This is a genomic window from Armatimonadota bacterium, from assembly GCA_035527535.1.
In the GTDB taxonomy this organism is placed as follows: Bacteria; Armatimonadota; Hebobacteria.
Genome location: DATLAK010000168.1, coordinates 17,968 through 33,215, shown reverse-complemented (window position 1 = coordinate 33,215; position 15,248 = coordinate 17,968). Strand labels below are relative to the sequence as shown.

Annotated in this window: 16 protein-coding genes; 7 read left to right on the top strand and 9 right to left on the bottom strand. The window is 62.9% G+C overall.

Annotation, left to right across the window (positions count from 1 at the left end; genetic code table 11):
- The 4 genes from VM221_11840 to VM221_11825 form a co-directional block, all read right to left on the bottom strand.
- On the bottom strand, positions 1-189 hold a 189-nt coding region (locus VM221_11840), incomplete at its 3' end, for a recombinase family protein (protein HUT75509.1).
- Positions 190-510: 321 nt separating this feature from the next.
- A complete protein-coding gene (locus VM221_11835; protein ID HUT75508.1) occupies positions 511-1,569 on the bottom strand; it encodes a hypothetical protein in 1,059 nt (352 codons plus the stop codon).
- On the bottom strand, positions 1,523-1,699 hold the full coding sequence (locus tag VM221_11830) for a hypothetical protein (protein ID HUT75507.1): 177 nt from the start codon (positions 1,697-1,699) through the stop codon (positions 1,523-1,525). Before VM221_11830 ends, VM221_11835 begins: the two co-directional genes overlap by 47 nt.
- Positions 1,700-1,793: 94 nt before the next feature.
- Positions 1,794-2,777 carry a hypothetical protein gene (locus VM221_11825; GenBank protein HUT75506.1) on the bottom strand — a complete coding sequence of 328 codons (984 nt, stop codon included), beginning with the start codon at positions 2,775-2,777 and terminating at the stop codon, positions 1,794-1,796.
- Positions 2,778-2,911: 134 nt separating this feature from the next.
- Here VM221_11825 and VM221_11820 point away from each other — a divergent pair, with 134 nt between their 5' ends.
- From VM221_11820 to VM221_11795, 6 genes are all read left to right on the top strand, one after another.
- A complete protein-coding gene (locus VM221_11820; protein HUT75505.1) occupies positions 2,912-3,865 on the top strand; it encodes a hypothetical protein in 954 nt (317 codons plus the stop codon).
- 91 nt (positions 3,866-3,956) lie between these two features.
- On the top strand, positions 3,957-4,133 hold the full coding sequence (locus VM221_11815) for a hypothetical protein (protein ID HUT75504.1): 177 nt from the start codon (positions 3,957-3,959) through the stop codon (positions 4,131-4,133).
- Positions 4,133-4,564: a ubiquitin-conjugating enzyme E2 gene (locus VM221_11810; protein ID HUT75503.1), complete on the top strand. Its 432-nt coding sequence runs from the start codon at positions 4,133-4,135 to the stop codon at positions 4,562-4,564. Before VM221_11815 ends, VM221_11810 begins: the two co-directional genes overlap by 1 nt.
- The gene (locus tag VM221_11805) at positions 4,513-5,421 is read left to right on the top strand and encodes a ThiF family adenylyltransferase (GenBank protein ID HUT75502.1); all 909 of its coding nucleotides are present in this window, start codon (positions 4,513-4,515) and stop codon (positions 5,419-5,421) included. The genes VM221_11810 and VM221_11805 overlap by 52 nt, the downstream gene beginning before the upstream one ends.
- A gap of 160 nt (positions 5,422-5,581) precedes the next feature.
- The gene (locus tag VM221_11800) at positions 5,582-6,454 is read left to right on the top strand and encodes a hypothetical protein (GenBank protein HUT75501.1); all 873 of its coding nucleotides are present in this window, start codon (positions 5,582-5,584) and stop codon (positions 6,452-6,454) included.
- Between the two features lie 364 nt (positions 6,455-6,818).
- Complete coding sequence (locus VM221_11795; protein ID HUT75500.1) at positions 6,819-8,156, top strand: SAVED domain-containing protein; 1,338 nt, start codon at positions 6,819-6,821, stop codon at positions 8,154-8,156.
- Positions 8,157-8,469: 313 nt separating this feature from the next.
- Here the strand turns inward: VM221_11795 and cysC are convergent, their stop codons facing one another.
- From cysC to VM221_11770, 5 genes are all read right to left on the bottom strand, one after another.
- Positions 8,470-9,078 carry an adenylyl-sulfate kinase gene (gene cysC, locus VM221_11790; protein ID HUT75499.1) on the bottom strand — a complete coding sequence of 203 codons (609 nt, stop codon included), beginning with the start codon at positions 9,076-9,078 and terminating at the stop codon, positions 8,470-8,472.
- A gap of 138 nt (positions 9,079-9,216) precedes the next feature.
- Positions 9,217-10,611 carry an alkaline phosphatase family protein gene (locus VM221_11785; protein HUT75498.1) on the bottom strand — a complete coding sequence of 465 codons (1,395 nt, stop codon included), beginning with the start codon at positions 10,609-10,611 and terminating at the stop codon, positions 9,217-9,219.
- Entirely contained in the window at positions 10,608-11,768 is a 1,161-nt protein-coding gene (sat, locus tag VM221_11780) for a sulfate adenylyltransferase (protein HUT75497.1), read from the bottom strand. Before sat ends, VM221_11785 begins: the two co-directional genes overlap by 4 nt.
- 442 nt (positions 11,769-12,210) lie before the next feature.
- Positions 12,211-13,257: a sialidase family protein gene (locus VM221_11775; GenBank protein HUT75496.1), complete on the bottom strand. Its 1,047-nt coding sequence runs from the start codon at positions 13,255-13,257 to the stop codon at positions 12,211-12,213.
- A gap of 149 nt (positions 13,258-13,406) precedes the next feature.
- Positions 13,407-14,483, bottom strand: coding sequence for a hypothetical protein (locus tag VM221_11770; GenBank protein HUT75495.1), 1,077 nt, complete (start codon positions 14,481-14,483; stop codon positions 13,407-13,409).
- Between the two features lie 411 nt (positions 14,484-14,894).
- On the opposite strand from VM221_11770, the gene VM221_11765 reads away from it, so the two are divergent.
- The gene (locus VM221_11765) at positions 14,895-15,224 is read left to right on the top strand and encodes a hypothetical protein (GenBank protein HUT75494.1); all 330 of its coding nucleotides are present in this window, start codon (positions 14,895-14,897) and stop codon (positions 15,222-15,224) included.
- Positions 15,225-15,248: the final 24 nt, after the last annotated feature.

Below are 15,248 nucleotides of genomic sequence, written 5' to 3'. Positions count from 1 at the left end.
TTTGTCGCGCAGCGCGTCGAGACCGGGCCGCGCCAGCAGGGTGCCGCTGTAGCCGTCGTCAACGAATTCTCCGGCGATGGCAAGGTCGTGGGCCTGGGCGTATCGCCGAAGCTCGGCTAGCTGGCTCTCGATGGTCTGGTGCTTCTCCTGGGTCTCGGAGGACACTCGGGCGTAGATGTAAGCGCTCATGGCATGTCTCCTGGCGGTATCGTGGGAGAGGGGGAGCAGCCTTTCCCGCCCGCCGGTTCCGGGAAGAGGAGAACTCGGCGCAGGTCAAGCCCGCAGCCGCAGGGCCGCGCAAAGTGGGGAACCCGGACGCAGTGCAGGGGCACTCTTTGCGCGGCGGCTTGACCCGGCTGAGGCGAGTTCGACGCAGGCTGTTCAGGCGGGCGGGAAAGCGAGGGGGAGAGGGCTACGGCGGCAAGGCGCGCCCCGGCCCCGGCAGGCGCGCGCCGCCCAAGTCCAGAGAGTATCACTAGGACTTGGGGACAGGTTTTGAGGGGTAGGGGGCTATTTGGAGGTGATTTCATTGGAAACTTCTTCGGATGAAGGAGAGGATTCTTCGGAGGCGAGTGGACTCCTGCGAGGAGCAGGGAGAGGGTTGTTCTCGGGCGGCCACGTGATTTCGAGAGGAGGGAGAGGTTTGCCTTCAACGATGGCGGGAGCGATGCCCGAGGCGTGGAGGTCGCGCAGGAGTCTGGAGACGCTGTGGCGCTCGATGCGAACCTTGTTGGCGAAGGTCTTTCGATGGTTTTCCTGCTGCGCGTGCAGCGCCCCGAAGAGACGCAGGCCGCGGTTTTCGCCGTAGCGGTGGCACAGGCGCTCCAGGGCGAGTTCGCGGGTGGCGAAGGAGCAGCCGTAGATGCCGAGGAAGGCCAGGTCGCGGCGCAGGATCTCAAGCACGGCGTCGGGGTCGAGGTCGGCAAGGGTGAGCGTCTCCTCGCGTTCGACGCGGCAAGCTGATTTGACTTCCCGGCTGCGGCGATAAGTGGTCTCGTGGCGGAGAGTGCCAATGGGGGGCCAGAGTTCTGGTGGAAGGCGGCGTTTGTCTGTCTCGGCGTACTTGTCGTAGAACTTGGTCTTGCAGCGGCGGGAACGGTATTCGACGCCGGTGCCCAGGAATGGAACCGTCTGTCGTCGCGGATACTCCAGGCGGGACAAGGCTTGTAGGTAGGGCTGCATGTCGTCACCCACCTGGTAGTTGTAGCAGGCGTCGAGCCGTACGATCTCGCCATGACCGATGCTGCCGAGGTCGGGGAGGCCGGGAAGAAGGCGGATGGCGCTGTCTGAGGCGCTGATGGCGGATGGGATATCGGGGATCATGCGCCAGTTGACGCCGAACAGTGCCTTGGGCAGCGACAGCTCTATCAGCAGCATGCCCTGGCCGTGATAGTCCTGGGGCAGGTAGGTAGCCTTGAGTGCGATCCCGTCTGAGGGCTGGGTGTTGTAGACGTACCTGAGGCGAGGGGTGGGACTGCCTGGGATGGTGTGGGCCATCTGCTCCCAGTGGTCGTGAAGCTGTTCAGTCGTCGGAATCCTGCGGAACTTCAGCTGAACCGTGTCGATCAACCTGCTCCCCCTTGTTTGCGAGGCGTGCACGTTGGCCGGCGGCAAGCAGGATGTCCAGGGCGCGGGACAGGCGCTCCTGTGCGTCGTCCGCGGGTACTGGCTCGTAGTTCAGCTCGAAGTCTTTGCCCATTGCCACCGGCTACTCGTGCACGCTGTCGATTAGCGTTGGAAGCACTATACCGGTGGGGCGAGCGGGGGTCGTGACAGTTAAGGATTCTTATCTGTCACGCGGGGTCGGGAGGCGCTTGCGGCTCCTCGGGCGCTTCGAAGAACCGTTCTTGGAAGCGCTGCCGGGCCTTGCGCAGCGTAGGAATGAGGTTTTCGATATGCCGGTCGCGCTCGGGGGAATCGGGCGCACCGTGGGCCTTGTTGGGGTAGAGCTCGAAGTAGAGGTCGGCGATGCGGGCGTACACGCCTATGTCAGTGTGTGGCTCGCCCATGATCTCGGCGCGGCGTAGGTTTTCCGCCTCTTCCGCTTTGAGGCCCTCGTAGGTGGCCCAAACCCAGGCGTCGCGCTCAAACTCGGGGCCGACGCGCGTGCGCGCGGTGCGTTTGAAGAGACGGTGATGGGCTTTGACGAATTCCTTGGCGGTCTTCTTCGGGTCGCCGGCTCGGTTGACAATGGCGATCACAAGCGTCTCGCCGCGGACGGGTGCAATAATGACTCGCTGCATTAGCGGGTTGGGGATGGGTTGGGGCAGTTCCATGGGACCGACGACGATGTACCGGGCAAGTGTCCGGGCGAACACCTGTAGGAAGGCGGCGCCAAGGCCAGTGGCGTGTAGGATGGCCGGCATGATGATGGAATCGAAGCGCTTGACAAGGTCGGCTGCGGTCTGCGGGTCGAAGGGAGGGTCTTCCGACTCAAGATCCGGTTCGGGCAGGTCGTCAAGGGCGGCCTTGATGAGCTGAGGTCGGCAGAGGTAATTGAGGAAGCCGACGTCTTCAGGCCACTCGACCTGCAACAGGGCTTCGAGAACCTCTGGCTCCAGAGTCTCGGGTGGGAAGTGCTTCAGGTTGTAGTCGAGGCTCTCGCCGTCAAAAGGTGGGTCGATCTCGTGAGCCTGCCTGACGGCTGCCACGATTGGGCGTAGCTGCGGGAGAAACGGCAAGGCAGCACCGTAGGCGACGAGGAAGCGCTCAAGCGGGGAAAGGTCGTCAGGAGAAGCGGGTTGGCGTGGCATGGTCTGGATTGGGATCTTCGTCACGGCATGCGCAGGGCCCTGCTGACAGATGCAAGGGGGCAAGCGGGTACGAGGCGAGCAAGCATTGAGCTTGGTTGACAAGGAGAGTGCAGGTAGGTAGAATACCATGTGAAGTGATGGGCGCCTTGGGGGCGATTATGGCTGCTGTTCACAAGCTTACAGACAACTTCGACGCTTTCTTCAGAAGGCTCAACCCCTCTCCTACGTACGTGCGCCGAGCGTTGAGCGCACAGTCGACGATTCGATCACTCATTGAGGATGTGGACGGCCCTGCGGGTGACCTCAGGGTGAGATGTTTCATCCAGGGTTCCTACCGACGGCACACAGCGATACATACCATTAACGACGTGGACATTGTGGCTCTTTGCAGTGTCTCCTACAAGACAACGGCCAACCGAGAGACACGCGACCAAATCTTCGTGATGGTGGCGGATAGCATTGCGGCAGACAGTAGGTACACGGACAAGATCCGTTATGATGAGCAGAGCATGTGTGTTAAGGTAGAGTTGGCGTCTGTGAAGGTGGAGGTGTTGCCAGCGCTGAGAAAACCTGGCGCCCGTTTTGAGCATGAACCGTTCTGGGTTTTCGACCCGGAGGCTGCTGGGGCGGATGGCGGCGAATGGACGCAAACGTATGCCAGGGAACATCAGCGGCTATTGTCCGAGAAGAACGATCAGACGGACGGGTCGTTCATTCCAATGGTCAAGGTCCTCAAGCATCTGCGCGCAACGAGACTGGAGGATGGTATGAGCAACGCGGCGTCCTTCCATCTCGAATGCCTGCTGTATGCGCTGAGGGGCTCCGTGTACGCGGGAAGCACGGGCGAGTGCATTGAGCAGGTGCTTCGTGCGATTGCGGGGTTCGATGCGGAGAAGGCGGGGAGTTCCGGATTGCGGACTCCGTGCGGGGAGAAGCTGGTTTTCTCCGGGAACGAGTGGACCCGGAGTGCCTATCGCCGGTTTCATGAGGCCGGGAAGCAGTGGCATGAGGTGGCAGCGGAGGCCAACGCGGCTGGCGATGAGGAGAGCGCCATCAAAGCGTGGAAGTGCCTGCTGGGTGATTCTTACTTCCCTCGCGAGGTAGGCCAGTAGGGCGATGTCATCGCCATGAGAGCGCGTCGGGTCGGAGCGAGGTGAATGACGCGGACGATTGCATGGACAAAGACGAGAGGAGATGTGCGAGATGACCGCTGATGCAAGAAGGACAGACGAGGCATTCGAGGACCAAGAGAACTGCGAGGAACTCGTAGAGATCGACGAGGATGGGAATGTGCACAAACCCGGAGAGGCGCCTCGAAGGGCAGGCAGGACACCTACCATTCTGCGAGACCCCAAAGGGGAGTATGCGCAGATAGCGTGATGGCAGGATTTGAGGCAAATCGGGAGATCATTTTCGCTGGGACAGACCTGCTCGGAAGCAGAATGGCGGTTGAGCAGGAGAAACTGGCGCGTTTCTTTCCTGGTATCAAGCTGTATGGGAGCAACGGCCGGGTTACATCGGCACAGGGCCATCTGTCGACCAGCTACGGCAATTCATATTACATCAGCATCGAGATTGGCGAGAACTACCCGTACGACCTGCCGCGCATCCGACTTCCACGTACGACGGTAGCCGCAGGGTGTCCCCATGTTTACCAGAACGGGAACATTTGCGTCATGAAGAGCGAGCAGTGGTCAACGTCACTTTCGCTGGCCTTCCTTGTTGCCAAGACGGCGATATGGCTCAACAAGTACGATAAATGGATATTGAGCGGGAGGACGCGCTGGCCGGGGAAGGACCAACACCGATGAACGATGGTGGGCCAGCGCTCGACTTCAGTAGGACTGAGTACCTGCTGAACCCGAAGCAATTCGAGAATGTGAGGGTTACGATGGTCGGGCTGGGCAGTGGTGGGGCGCCGGTATGCGATCACTTGACGATGAACGGGATTAGACGATGGGATCTGTATGATCCAGACACGCTCGAGAGCGTGAATCTCGTGAAGCATCCTCGGCTCAGAAGGGATGTAGGGCGGCAGAAGGTGGACGTCCAGAAGGAGTGGATTCTGGACAGGAACCCGTCGGCGGAGGTTCGGTCATATGCCTCTGATGTGATGCAAGTTCCAGAGTTCGTAGAGTCGATGAAGGAATCCGATCTGGTTCTGTCCTGTCCCGACCGGAAGAGCGTGCGGGAATATGTTAGTGACAAGTGTGTGGAGATCGGCGTGCCCTTCGTGACTGCTTCGGTATTTAGGACGGGAATCGGGGGCGAGGTGTATGCGTACATTCCGGGGGAAACCGGATGCTACCGTTGTCTTCAACTGTTCGCGCTGAAAAGTGGCATCGACCTGAGCGACGATGCGCTAGGACTAACGGAGGAAGAGCGGGAGAGAATCTACGGACTTGGGGAGCGCGAGTTCCGGGCATCTGGATTGTCCATCGATATTCAGATGATCGCTATGATTCAGGCAAGGATGGCGCTGTCAGTCCTATGCAGGAACTTGAAGACTGCGGTGCCGAGGCTGAGGGCGAACTGGGTGATCTTTGCGAACCGACCCGCGAGGAAGATATTCAGAAGCCATTTCGAGGCTAAACAGATGAGGCTCAAGCCGCAGAAAGAGTGCTGCTGCGGTGGACAAGGGATGCCAGGGGAGACGAGCAGTGTTTGAGTGGGTACCACGTGTGCTTCGACAAGGGGATGGGCCTTTGTCTGTGTCAGTGGAGGTCGCATCAGTTGTGATCAGGCGAATTGCACACACAGTGATGGGCTCTGACGTGGAGGAGGGAGGGAAACTGCTTGGTCGGATCACCCGAGATCGGAATTCAACCGTGATCAAGGTTGAGAGCTTCATTGACTCGGGGCCTGGGGGCGACCGTTCAGCGGGGCACCTGGTTCCTGACGGGATATATCAGGATTCGTTGCTGGAACTGGTCCAGACGCTGGACCCAGGCATTCGTTACATTGGCTCTTGGCACAGCCACCACTGCAATGGATTGTCGGAACTTAGTTCCGGCGATGAACGGAACTACGTAGAGACGGTGAATGATCCCCGGTACGACGGGGATGCTTTCCTTGCGTTGTTGATTAGGAATATCAATGGCAGGAAGTTGGACGCAGCGTATTATCTGTTTGTGCGTGGTTCGCATCAGTGCCTGCAAGTGGAACGTGGGCGGGTCAGGCATACCAGGCACGAATATGCATTGGAGCCCATTCTACGGTTGCTAGAGAAAGCATCAACTGGCGTCCGGGGGATGTCAAGGAAGCGGGTGATTCGCCAGATTGGACCGGGGTTCGGGTCTGTAGGTGAGACACCGGATCCGTTGAGGCACCTGCGTAGCGAGGATCAGAAGTGGCTGCAACGCATGTTCCCTGGCGTCACGACGACGCGCGACCTGAAGACGGGGGCAATCATGTGGAGGTGGCGGCCTGGTGGTGCTGAGACGGTGGGATTGCAGTACGAGCATCCGGGCGAGGGAGATGAGCGGTTGTGTGCGAGGTTGACGCTTTTCCTCGGGGACCAGCTTCTTGTTAGTGAAGTGATCCCGTTGGATACGGCTAGGTTCAGCCTCGTCGAAGAGTTGGTGGATAGAGCGCGACAGTATGCCAGGCAGAGTAGTGCGCGATGCTGTGAAGATGTCAGCGAGGACAAGAAGTCGAGGGACAAGTCTGAGGCGAGCGGAGATGGTCCAACATGCTCGTAGAGTCGATCTTGGCGGGGTTGCAGCTGGTGTCGTCGGTCACACAAGCTCTCTGTTCGGTGCATGATTTGCAGCAACGAGATGAGCTTCGGACGCGGGTTGAACAGATCGAGGCATACGTTGCCGACATCGATCGGTGCGTTCGCGAGGATCGGGATAGCAGGCGCCCCTCTGCACACGTCCTGGCGAAATACGATCAGCTCGTTCAGGCTCTGCGATCAAGTGGTGAGTACTCTGGCCATCTGACGTTTCGGCGAACTGAGCGGGGTACGTACATCATTGCTAAGAAGAGAACGGGGAGAAGGGGCAGCATATTGAGAGACGCGCGGGGAGAGTACAGAGAGTAGTAGCAGCGACGGTGCGAGATATGGCAGATGGTGCAGAGGCTTCGCCGGAAGTGAGTGCCGAAGGCAACTATGGCCCGGTTCTGGCGCATCAGTGGTTGCGCTTCAGGCTGTTGTGCCACGAGTGCACCGCCACGGAGTTTCAGCGCCTGTTCGAGAGGATCCTGAAGGGGACAGAGCCTGAGTTCATGGCTGTCACAAGCTATGGGAGGATGGGTGACGGGAAATGCGATGGGCTTCTGTTCGGAAATGGTGTCATATACCAGGTTTATTCTCCTGACAAGTTGTCGCAGGCGAGGCTGGTTGCAAAGATCGACGAGGACTTGGGCGGGGCCGTTGAGTACTGGGGCAATCATCTCAAAAAGTGGATCTTCGTCTATAACTCAAGGCGTGGCCTGCCTCCCGAGGTGCCGAGAGCACTTCTTGGCAAGCGGAAGGAATATGCCAGCATTCAGATCGAGCATCTGGACAATGAAGCTCTGTGGCAGATGGCGTGTGGGCTCTCCGCCCAAGAGAGGGCCGAGCTTCTTGGTGTTCCCCCGGTGGAGATGACTGGTGAAGGGCAGCGGGATGGGGCGACGGGAGGGAATGTGGGCGCGTTGCAGGGTTCGTGCTGGATGCTAGTCCATGACGTGCTGTCCCCTATTGACGTGCAATCCGCCAGAGCGGCACTGGGAGCAGTCCATGCCTTTGGGGAGCCACTGATTGTCCGGACAGAGTTGGGCGCGCTCCCTTGGGCCGCTGAGGCGAGGTGGCAGGAAGGCTTGCTCAGGCAGGCGGTTGCTCGACTCCGGAACGCTGTTCCACGGCTTGCCGTCTTCAGCCTTGCACCGATACCGCTCGCAATTCACCTGGGGTTCATACTATCGGACCGGATAGCCGTGGACTGCTTTCAGTTTGACCGAGATCGACAATCCTGGTCCTGGGCGGAGGACGCCTGTGCATGCGATGATGATGAACTGACGCTAAGTGGAGTTCCGGCAGGGGGTGTTGGTGACGAGGTGGATGTCGTGGTGCGTGTATCTCTAAGTGCGAGGGTTCGACCGGCGGATACGAGGGTAGTCGTTCCGGGTGCGAAATGCGAGGTTGACTTGGCATGTCGAGAACCGTCGGTGCACTGGCTTCGTCGACGCGACCAGCTTACGAACCTCGGGCGGCAATTGCGAGGCGTTCTCGCTGCGCTTGAGAACGCTTTTCCCAATTGCCGAGGAATCCACCTTTTCTATGCAGGCCCGACAGGCGGCGCCGTCGTGGTGGGTCAACAAGTTAACCCGAGGATGAATCCTCCAGTGCACCTGTACCAGTACGACCGCAATGGGACGCCTCGCCACCAGTATGCTTTGACTCTTGGTGGTGCGTGAGAACGTCGCGTGCCTGAGCACCCGCAGTGAGATCAGGGGTTGGCAAAGAGAAGGGGAAGGTAGTGGCGTTGGGTCGTGATTGGAGGAGTCCGCTAGGGTGGGCGGGCGGGACACCATCAGAACGGCCCCGGTGATGTCGAGGCGCGTAGCGGTGATGTTCAGGGCTCGATGCTATGTTCAGGCATAGGATCGTGCGAGGTCTTTAGGGTCAGAATGGCAGGCTAAGCCGAGAACACAAGCGGGGCTACGAAGCTAACCGGCTGCGCGTACCCGATTGCGTCTACGCTCCCTCGGAATGACACTTGCGCGAGCGCTAGATATACCCCAGCGCCTTGAGCCGCTCCTTGATCTTCTCCTCTTCGCCTTCGCTGTAGTCGTCCCCCGCCTGGGAGGCGGGGATGAGGCCCATCAGCTCCAGCGAGCGGATGATCTTGGCGGCGCTCTCCGCCGCCGACTCGCGATCGGTCTCGACCACGATCTCGGGGTTGAGCGGCTCCTCGTAGGGGTCGTCCACGCCGGTGAAGCCCTTGATCTCGCCGGCGCGCGCCTTGGCGTACAGACCCTTGACGTCGCGCGCTCGCAGCGTGTCGAGGGGGCAGCGGCAGTAAACCTCGACGAAGCGGCCGATGAGCTTGCGGTTCTCGTCGCGGATCTCCCGGTAGGGCGAGATGGCGGCGGCGATAGCCACCACGTCGTTGCGCGTCAGCAGGTGACAGACGAAGCCGATGCGCCGGATGTTGGTGTCGCGGTCCTCCTTGGAAAAGCCCAGGCCCTGGCTGAGGTTGGTGCGCACGACGTCGCCGTCGAGCACCTCGACCTTCATCCCGCGCTCCAGCAGCTCCTCCGCCACCGCGTGCGCGAGCGTGCTCTTGCCCGACCCCGACAGCCCCGTGAACCACAACGTGAATCCCTTGCTCACCACTGGCTCCTCTTTTCAGAAATCCACAGATTGCACAGACGGCTAGGCCTGAAGGCCGCCGTGGCGGCGGCGAAGCCGCCTAGCCATTGCACAGATTGTCGTCCGCGTTTTTCCATCCGCGTAATCTGCGTCATCTGCGGATCAAGCTATGACGGATTCCCCGATCATCTCCGGCGGCGTCTCGATCCCGAGGTAGCGCAGGATGGAGGGGGCGATGTCATAGATGGAATAGGTCTCGCGGCGCTGCGCCGCCACCCCCGGCGGCAGGCGCCAGATGAAGATCCCGTCCTCGGCGTGGTTGGCGTCGTCGGGCCCGGTGTCGTTCTCGTAGAGGTAGATGGAGCCGACGCCGACTGATCCCGCCGAGCGCCAGTCGAGGTCACCCAGATAGACGATGAGGTCGGGCGCGATGTTGTTGACCTGTTGATAGATGTCCTCCGGCTTAAAGCAGCGGGTGCCGATGTTGCGCCCTTGTTCGTCGGTCAGGGCCTCGAGCCCCGCCCTGAGCTCGTTGCGGATGGACTCGTAGGCCCCCGGCGGGATGATCCCCTGCGGCTCGCGCCCCTGGACGTTGAGGAACACGCGCGAGTAGTAGCCGCCCTCGCCCCACGCCCGCGTATGTCCCCAGTCAATCATCTCCGGCTTCAACGGCATCTGCCGCGGCGGCTGCTCGCGCAGCGCCAGGTAGCCGTGGCGCTGAAGCCACTCATTGATGCAGATCGCGCCGTGCATGGCCTTGGCGCCGTGGTCGGAGACCACCATCACCGACCAATCCGGTCCCGCCGCGGCGATGGTCGCGCCCAGCTCGGCATCCACCGCCCGGTAGTAGTCGCGGATAACATGCTCGTAGGGATTGCCCGGCTGGTAGAGGCGGTGCGCGGGATCGCAGAACCGCCAGAAGCCGTGGTGGATGCGGTCAACGCCCATCTCCACCATCATCGCGAAGCGGAAGTCGTCCTTGCCCAGGAAGTGGCGGAAGGCCTTGAAGCGCCGCTCCGTCATGCGGTAGATGGCGGCGAGAAGCTGCTGCTTGTCATCGGTGCGGAAGTCGTCCACGTCAATGATGTAATCGCCGTCGGCGACCTGGTCTAGCTCGACCTTGATCTCGTCGGGATAAGTGTATTGCACGTCCTTGCCCGGGGTCATGAAGCTCGCAACCAGGATGCCGTTGAGGGGTTTCGGCGGATAGGTCTGGGGCACCCCGAACACCAGCGACGGCAGGCGCCGGCGCGACAGGTGGTTCCACACCGTCTTCGCCTTGACGTACTTGGCGTTGGCGATGTAGAGGTCCTCGTAGCCGTAGCTGCGGCGGTTACGGAAGCCGTAGAGGCCGAGCATCCCCGGGTCCTGCGAGGTCATCATGCAGGTCCAGGCGGGGACGGTGATGGGAGGCACGGTCGAGCGCAGCTTGCCCCAGACTCCCTGCCGCATGAGGGCGCTCAGCGTCGGCAGCTCGTCGCGCCAGCGGTCGAAGACGAACTGCGGGGTGGCGCAGTCGAGGCCGAACACCAATAGCCGGCGGTCGTCCGCACTCACGATGCCGGCTCCGAGCCGGCCGCCTCCATCAGCACCCGGGCGACCTCGGGGCGGGTGAACTCCGGCGACGGCATCTCCCCCCGCGCCAGCATCTCTCGCACCTGGGTGCCGCTCAGGAAGACCCGTTGCTCCTTGCCGTGGGGGCAGGTCTTGGTGGAGGCCATGTTGCCGCAGCGGCGGCAGAAGAACGCGTGGTCGAAGAACAGCGGCGTGATGTCAATTTCCGCCGGGTCGAACTCGCGGAAGATGTAGTGCGCGTCATAGGTGCCGTAGTAGGCGCCGACCCCGGCGTGGTCGCGGCCGACGATGAAATGGGTGCACCCATAGTTCTTGCGCACCAGGGCGTGGAAGACCGCCTCGCGCGGCCCCGCGTAGCGCATCGCCGCCGGGAATACCGAGATCGCCACCCGCTCCGCGGGATAGTAGTTCTCGATCAGCGTCAAATAGCAGCGCATGCGCACGTCGGCGGGGATGTCGTCGCGCTTGGTCTCGCCCATCAGCGGGTGGATGAGCAGTCCGTCCACGATCTCCAGCGCGCACTTCTGCAGGTACTCGTGGGCGCGGTGAATGGGGTTGCGCGTCTGGAACGCCGCCACCGTCTCCCACCCCCGCACCTTGAACAGCACCCGCGTCTCCTTGGGGTCGAGACGATGGTTGTGAAACTCATCGTGCTGCGGGCGGCTGACCACGCTCACCGTACCGCCGAGATAGGTGCTGCCGATGGTATTCAGGTACTGCACCCCGGGGTGGGCTTCATCCGCGGTCTGCAGCACCATTTTGGCCTCGTGCTCCCGGTCCACCTCGTACTTCTCCTCCAGGTGAAGCACCCCCAGCAGCGCGCCGTCCTCGCCATGCAGGGCGACATCCGAGCCCTCCGCGTACTGCTCGCCCTTGCCCTCCTTCACCGCCAGGGTGATGGGGATGGTCCACGGCAGCCCCTTGGGCAGGCGCATGTGATCCAGGACGCTGGTGTATTCGGCCAGTCCCATGAAGCCCTCCAGCGGGCTCATGGCGCCGGTCGCGATCATCTCCAGATCGCTGTGCTCGCGCGCGTTGAGCGTCAGTCGCGGCAGGTCGGGGGCGCGGCGCTCCAGCGCCTCGCGCTCCTTGCCGACAACGATGCGGTCAACCAATCTTCCGCCGTGCGGCGCAATCATGAGCCTGGAATCCTTCCCCTCCGCTGAGAGTGAGGTCAGGAGTTTCCCGCTTATGCGCGGAGTTGCCGGGAAGAAAGCGTCACCCGCCCACTGGCGCTCGGGCCAGGACGCAGGCGCACCTTCTCCTCGCATGCTGATTATACCTGAGCCGTCCTGCCCCTGTCGAGCCGCGAAGAGCCGGGGGTGTGACCTCGAGGATTGGGAATGGTCGTCATGCTGTAGGGGCGGCCCTGTGTGGCCGCCCATTCCCTGCGGCTGGGCCGCATCCAAGTGCGCGACTACGCCACACCCACCGAAATAGGCCACACCCGGAGCCGGCGACCGCTCTGCGCCGCCGGGGCGCCGCCTCCTGCGGACACGCCTGTAGTGCGCTCCTCCCGCGGTCCCGATCCGGCTGGCGAAAACCAGCCCCTTCCTACTTTCACCCGTTGACTGCGCAGAGCTATCCCGGGCTCCAGATGGTTGCTGCGATGTGCTGGTGGGGCAGCTCCCTGGTAGCCCAGTAGTACATGGCCACCAATTGACCATCCCTGCGCTGGAAGAGCTGGGGGTAGCCCAGATCGGGGTCGCCGAATCTGTCGGGCTGGAAGTCGTCGCGGATGACGGTCTCCGTGCCCCAACTGGCCCCCAGGTCGGCGCTGAGCCTGGCCACCATGCACCTGCGGGCGCGGTCCCCGAAAACGCAGCACAGACGGCTATCGTCGAGCCGGACGAGCGCTGGGGGATTGCCGTTCCCCGGCCCGGTATCGCCGATTCGGCCCGCGAACTCCCACGTTTGCGCCAGATCCTGGGAGATGTACGCGTCTATCCAGCAGTCATCGGCCGGCAGCGCTCGCCGGCGAACGGCGGCCGCCAAAGTGCCGTCGGGACCGCGTGCGACCGAGGGCATTACGGCGCGCCAGGGATCATCGAATGAGACAATCCATGACCGGAAACGGAAGCTCTTGCCGCCGTCATCAGTGACGGCCGAGAACGCGCGGTCGGAATGGTGCGGGTGCCTCGCCGACATGAAGAGCAGGCAGGTATGGGTATCCAGAACCACGTATTCCGTGCGGGAAGTGATCTCCAGCCCCGCCAACTGCGGTTCCTGTGCCAGCCCGTTCAACAGGTACGGGCCCTCCCAGGTGCCGCCGCGGTCGGTGGAGATGCAAAAGGTGCCGGGGTGCTTGCCCTGACAGTGATAGCCTGCGCCCGACACCCTCATGGCAAACCCGGTCTGCGTGAAGTCGGTTTTCGAGCCCAGGGTTCTGGGCTCTCCGGCTTCGCAAACATAGCCCGTGGGACTTTGCACCGTCCACGTCAGACCGTCATCCTTGCTTCGGGCGAGACCACCGCGATAGGGTTCAGCGATGTTATGACCGGGCTTCTCGACGTAGTCACCCGTGGTGAAACCCACCAGAACTTCGCCGTTCTCCCAGGTCCAGAGTCCGCTGTTCGCGGGCCAGCCATAGAACTTGCCCGGCTCGTGAGCCACGACCGTGGATTGCATGAGCTTCCCTCCCGGACTGCGGCGGTCTTCCTTCGCCCTCGCTTCCTCGGCGTCGCCTGGCACACAGCCCGGGCAGACGCCTTCGACTCCCGATCCGCAGACACCGCAGCAGATACCGCGTGCCGCTGCTCGCGCGATGGCGACCGCGGTTACGGCTTCCGGTACCACCCCTGGGCCTGGCGCAGCAGGTCGCGGGCCTCTTGCTCGGTGCGGCAGCCGCCGACGCTGATCATCAACCCCTTGGGCGAGAGCTCGCGCAGGATCGCCTCGGCGTTGGCGATATCGTCGTACAGGTGCAGGAGCTTGCCCGCCGCCTGTACCTTCCTCAACATGGGCAGCCAGCCGACGGCGGAGGGCGCGCCCGCACCCGGCGACCACTGGATGCCCCGCAGGCCGGGGATGGCCAGCAGGCGATCAAGATGCCGCAGCGCCCCCGGCCCGTCGAGGTGGAAGGTCACGTGGTCGAGCCACGAGCACAGCGCCTCCAGTTCCGGCGCCACGAACTCCTCGAAGTGCGCGGGCGAAATCATGCAGCAGAAGTCGCACTGGATATTGTAGGTGCGCCCCGGCGACCACACGCCGAGCCAGCAGGAGCTGCCCTCCAGGCGCTGGTGGATGATGCGCTCCTGTTCCTCGTACCAGCGGAGCCACAGCGGCACGATCTGATCGCGCACGCGCTTGACCTCATGTGGCGCGTCCACTAGGTCGGTCAGCAGGTCGGTGGGGCCGCGCAGGCTGGCCTCGATATCCACCACGCCGCCGATGTCGGTCACGCCGACGAAAAAGTTGCCGTCCGAAGCCTGCACTCCCGCGCGCACCAGGTCGAGCGTCGCCCGCCACCATCGGTTTTCCGGGTCGAAAGCGGGCGCGATCTCATTCCATCCGCGCGGGTCCTGGTCAAACCACACGGTGCCCTCCGCGAACACCGGCTCAACGCCAAGGTAGGCGGCGGCGACGCCCGGGCCCAGCTTGGGCCAGAACTTGGGCAAGGCCTCGCCGCCGAAGAAGGTCTGGCGCATGTCGTAGTCCGCCGCGGCCACCCGATAGTCCGCGTCGAGCCAGCGCCGGGTGAGATCCTGCGGCGCGGAGGGCGCGTCGGGTCCCGGTAAGGGATGCTGCCGGGGGGCGTCCACCTGGAGGGCGGCGCGGTCGAGCGCGTCGTTAGCCCACCATGCCTCCAGATGGCGGCGCGCGCTCTCCCAGTCGTCGTGGTAGCCCAGATTCAAGTCGGTACGTCTCGCTGCGCACATGATTCGCGGCGCGCCCCCCGGTCACCTCCAGGCCGCAGGCGATTGCCGCTTGGGCATGGCGGTCGGCGCTTCCGCCAACGTTTCGCGGTCACGCTCTGCCGGACCAGGAGCCCCTAGGCGGCGCAGCCGCCGGGGTGGCGGTCGCGGAGCGACCTAGCCACTCCGTGCTTGCGTCCGCGAACGGGCGTTGGGCGTATCGGATGTCCGCAATCCCATGTGGCCCCCCGACCCGTCGGGGGGCTGCCTCCCTGGCCAAACAGCCCGCCCCGGTCAGAGTCGTCGTTCTCGCAATAACGGATCTCCTGTTTGGCGGACCCGCGCGCTTGACAACCGCCACCGCCGCGCCTACCATAGTGCCGAGAGCGTCCTAGGCAAGGGGTGGATACAGTGGAGGCCCGTCAGTCTGCTCCAGGCCCGCCGGCACCGCCCAGCCTGGTGTTCGATCATAACCTCGACTCGGGGGCCGACCTGTGGCGGCGCCTCCGCGAGCGCTCGCAGACCGAGCGCGGCGTGCGCCTGATTGTTCACCTCAAAAACGGCGCGACCTACGTTGGCAGCCTCGTTTACTACGAGCCCACCGCCCTTACCATCTTTTGCCGCGGTCGCCAGTACGAGTTCTGGGTAACCGACCTGGCGCATGTCCTCTCGGTGCCGGGGAGCAGCGACGCTATTCCCACCTCCCCCGACAGCGGTCGGCCGCGCCGGCGCGCGCGGTAGGGCGCAGCGGGCAACCGGCGACCC

Coding starts and splice junctions, on each gene's coding strand:
- sat (HUT75497.1), bottom strand. CDS start 11,768: ATGATTGCGCCGCACGGCGGAAGATTGGTTGACCGCATCGTTGTCGGC.
- VM221_11810 (HUT75503.1), top strand. CDS start 4,133: ATGGCAGGATTTGAGGCAAATCGGGAGATCATTTTCGCTGGGACAGAC.
- VM221_11795 (HUT75500.1), top strand. CDS start 6,819: ATGGCAGATGGTGCAGAGGCTTCGCCGGAAGTGAGTGCCGAAGGCAAC.
- VM221_11775 (HUT75496.1), bottom strand. CDS start 13,257: ATGCAATCCACGGTCGTGGCTCACGAGCCGGGCAAGTTCTATGGCTGG.
- VM221_11820 (HUT75505.1), top strand. CDS start 2,912: ATGGCTGCTGTTCACAAGCTTACAGACAACTTCGACGCTTTCTTCAGA.
- VM221_11805 (HUT75502.1), top strand. CDS start 4,513: ATGGATATTGAGCGGGAGGACGCGCTGGCCGGGGAAGGACCAACACCG.
- VM221_11815 (HUT75504.1), top strand. CDS start 3,957: ATGACCGCTGATGCAAGAAGGACAGACGAGGCATTCGAGGACCAAGAG.
- VM221_11830 (HUT75507.1), bottom strand. CDS start 1,699: ATGGGCAAAGACTTCGAGCTGAACTACGAGCCAGTACCCGCGGACGAC.